3 protein-coding genes and 1 pseudogene are annotated in these 3,846 nt (G+C 66.0%); all 4 read left to right on the top strand.

The genetic code is table 11. The features are described 5' to 3' along the window. A partial coding sequence (locus EOA33_RS27295; RefSeq protein WP_127407057.1) for a WYL domain-containing protein occupies positions 1-253 on the top strand: 253 nt, incomplete at its 5' end. Positions 254-431: 178 nt separating this feature from the next. Then, positions 432-2,092 (top strand): annotated as a pseudogene (locus tag EOA33_RS27300) (acyl-CoA synthetase). Positions 2,093-2,213: 121 nt separating this feature from the next. Beyond that, positions 2,214-3,080, top strand: a complete 867-nt coding sequence (locus EOA33_RS27305) for a hypothetical protein (RefSeq protein WP_245482451.1) — start codon at positions 2,214-2,216, stop codon at positions 3,078-3,080. Positions 3,081-3,313: 233 nt separating this feature from the next. Further along, positions 3,314-3,846 (top strand): CHASE domain-containing protein (locus EOA33_RS27310; RefSeq protein WP_190234384.1); only part of this gene is annotated, 533 nt, incomplete at its 3' end.

Here is a 3,846-nt window from a genome sequence, read left to right on the forward strand (position 1 = left end):
CAAGATCCGCATCCGCTACCGCAACGAACGCGACGAGGGCAGTGAGCGCGTCGTCTGGCCGACGATGATCGGCTATGCCGAAACGGTGCGCCTGCTCGCCGCCTGGTGCGAGCTGCGCCAGGATTTCCGCCATTTCCGCACCGACCGCATCAGCGCTGCCGCGTTTCTCGACGAGCGCATCGGTTGCCGGCCGGCAGAGCTGCGCAGCCGCTGGAAGCGGCATATGGAGGCGCAAGGATTGCGCCTGCCTTAGCGCATGCCTTCGCCCTCAACGCAGGCAATTGGCGAAAGCCGGCGAGCGCGTCCCCCTCCCGTCACTATAAAGACGCCCTCCCCGGCCATCGCCGCAATCGACCCGCGCCGCGTTTTCGGGCAATCTGGAGGCGTCGGCCCGCCGTCAGGAGATGGCTGGCCGCTGAGGGAGGATTGCCATGACCAGAGCTCCGGCCGGCCTGCCGCGCTACGAGGACGCGGTCCAGAATTTCCACCTCGAGGACGAGATCAGCCGGCTGCACGGAGATCCGGCAACCGGCATCAACGCCTATGTCGAATGCTGCGGGCGCTACACCGGTGAGGACCGGCTGGCGCTGCGCGCCGTCTCGGCCAGCGGCGAGCTGCGCGAATTCACCTTCGACGACCTTGCCGACATGTCCGGCCGCGCCGGCAACATGCTCGAGGGCCTGGGCATCGGCCCTGGCGATGTGGTGGCGGGCATGCTGCCGCGCATCCCCGAGCTGGTGGCGCTGATCCTCGGCGCATGGCGCATCGGCGCGGTCTACCAGCCGCTGTTCACCGCCTTCGGACCGAAAGCGATCGAGCACCGGCTGAGCTACAGCAAGGCCAAGCTTGTGGTGACCAACCCGGCCAACCGCGGCAAGCTCGACGAGGTCGAGAACCATCCGCGCGTCGCCACCATCCTTGGCGCCGGCGACACCCTGCCCGCCAGCGACATCGATTTCGGCGCAGCGCTTGCCGCCGCCGCCCCCGACTGCCCGCCGGCGATGCGCAAGGGCGACGACCTGTTCATGATGATGTCGACCTCGGGCACCACCGGCCATCCAAAGGGCGTGCCGGTGCCGCTCAACGCGCTGCTCGCCTTCGGCGCCTACATGCGCGACGCGATCGGGCTCCGCCCCGATGATGTGTTCTGGAACATCGCCGACCCCGGCTGGGCCTATGGCCTGTACTACGCCATCACCGGGCCGCTGCAGCTCGGCATCGCCACCACCTTCTACGAAGGCGCCTTCAACGCCAGAAGCACCTACGCCATCATCGAGCGGCTGGGCGTCACCAGCCTCGCCGGCTCGCCCACCGCCTACCGGCTTTTGATGGCGGAAGGCGCGGAGGCCGCAGCCCGCGTCAAGGGCAAGCTCCGTGTCGTAAGCAGTGCCGGCGAGCCGCTCAACCCCGAAGTGATCCGCTGGTTCGACGCTCATCTCGCCGCCCCATCCACGACCATTACGGGCAGACCGAGAACGGCATGATGGTAAACAACCATCATGGCCTGGCGCATAGCGTGCGCGCGGGCTCGGCCGGCTTCGCCATGCCGGGCTACCGCATGGTGGTGCTCGACGAGGCGGGCAACGAGCTCGGCCCCAAACAGCCGGGCGTGCTTGCCGTCGACATCGCAAGATCGCCGCTGCGCTGGTTCGACGGCTACCACCAGGCCGAGACGCCGGCGATCGCGGGCGGCTATTACCGCACCGGCGATACGGTCGAATACGAGCCGGACGGCTCCGTCTCCTTCATCGGCCGCGCCGACGACGTCATCACCTCGGCCGCCTACCGCATCGGCCCGTTCGACGTAGAAAGCGCGCTGATCGAGCATCCGGCGGTCAACGAGGCGGCGGTGGTCGGCGTGCCCGACCCGCAGCGCACCGAGATCGTCAAGGCCTTCGTCGTGCTGGCTTCGGCCTTCAAGGGCAGCGAGGCGCTGGCCGAGGAGCTGGCCCAGCATGTGAAGAAGCGGCTCTCGGCGCATGCCTATCCGCGCGAGGTCGAGTTCGTCACCGAACTGCCGAAGACGCCAAGCGGCAAGATCCAGCGGTTCTTGCTGCGCAAGGCCGAGGTGGAGAAGCGCAAGGCCGGGTAAAGATTCAGCTCTCCGTAGATTTCCGCCACGCAAAAGCCGCCAATTCGGGCGAAGGCTCCGAAGGGCTTTGATCGCTAACTTTGGGGGCTACGTCATGAGGTTGATCTGGATACTTCTCTTCATGCTTGCGGGCAGCGCGGCACTCGCTGCCTCGCCGGAGGATGACTATATCGCCGCGCGTGACAAGGCGATTGCCGACATCGCCGCGCAGGAAAGCGCGAACGCTCCCGTGGAATCGCTCGATGCCCAGAATGTGAAGGCGATGGCCGATCTCGAAAAGCGCCTATCCGCCCTTCTCGGCCCGCTGGCGGTCGAGGGTTTTCCGGCAACCGGCACGATCAATCTCCAAAGCCTGAGCGACTCCGACATCGGATTCGGCATGCTCGACGGGCTGAGATGCACCACGAGCGACGACGGCCCGAGCCTTGTCGCGACGACGCGCGGGCTCGCCGAGCGCTGGCTGAAGTCCAGGGCCGACGAGACCGATGAGAATCTCAAGCTGCCCGCCGGCATCGACGCGGCGCTGAAGCTCGACGCCTTCTATACCCAGGCCATCGGCGCCGATGCCGCCTTCGTCAAGACGCTCGACTTTGCGCTGAACAAGCCCGAAGGCGCCGACATGGCGATCGCGCGGCTGGGCGGCTGGACGCAGGATGTCGGGCCGATCTACGACCAGCAGGTCATCGTCACGCTGGTCAAGGGCGATCGGGTCATGATCGCCGAGGCACCCGCGGCGCCCGCCGTTCCGAAGATCGCGGCTTGCGATGCCTTGTGGACAGCGGCCGCCGCCGCCGCCCAGAAATTCCAGGAGGCCTACCAGGCTTCGGAACTCAAGGACGAAAAGTCGTACGATGCCGCCAATGCCGCCTGGGAGAAAGGCGACGCCGACTATCGCGCCTGCATGGGCGAGCGCCTGCCGGGCGATGCGGCCTTCCCGGCATTGCTTGCCCAGGCCCAGGCGCTGGCCGACCACATGGCCGGCAAATAGGCGCCGCGTCGAAGCTGCCTATCTCCCCCAAGTGGCGAGATCGGCTATGTCAGCTCCTCCCTACCCTTGATCCGTGGCGCCTCCTGTCCTTGCAGCAATCGGCCCAATGCTGAAACTTCTGGCCGGCCTGGAAGTCTAAATTTAAGCACTTTCTACTAGGTTCGACCGATGGACTATTGTCCAGGAAGGGTATTCGGGTCGAATTGGCCAGAACGGATTTCAGCATAGGCCGCATGAGACAGGCCGTTTTTTCGTCCGCCAACGTGCCGGCGGCGATAGCCTTTGTCGTGCTTCTGATCTGCGCCATATTTGCCGACCAGCAGAACAGAAAAGTCTCCGATCAACTGGTGCGCGCCGATGTCCTGGCCAAGGTCAACATCATCCGCGCCAAGATCGAGGGCAACATCAACGGCAACCTTCAGCTCACACAGGGCCTGGTGTCGGCCATCGTCACCGAGCCCTATATGGGCCAGCAGAGATTTGCGTCGCTCGCCGGCAATCTGTTCGAGCAGAAGTCGCAGTTGCGCAACATCGCCGGCGCGCCGGACCTCGTCATCTCGCTGATGTATCCGTTGAAAGGCAACGAAAAGGCGATCGGGCTCGACTACCGCAAGAACGAGGCGCAGCGCGCGGCAGCGCTTCGGGCGCGCGACAGGCACGAACTGGTGTTCGCCGGCCCGGTCGACCTGGCGCAAGGCGGGCGGGGCTTCATAGGCCGCATCCCGGTCTTCGTGCCGACGGCGGGCGGCGGCGACCGCTTCTGGGG

This window comes from Mesorhizobium sp. M4A.F.Ca.ET.050.02.1.1, assembly GCF_003997725.1.
Taxonomy (GTDB): Bacteria; Pseudomonadota; Alphaproteobacteria; order Rhizobiales; family Rhizobiaceae; genus Mesorhizobium.

What these genes read in the sequence shown, in the direction of transcription:
- EOA33_RS27305 (WP_245482451.1), top strand. Translation starts at nt 2,214, where the DNA reads ATGCTTGCGGGCAGCGCGGCACTCGCTGCCTCGCCGGAGGATGACTAT.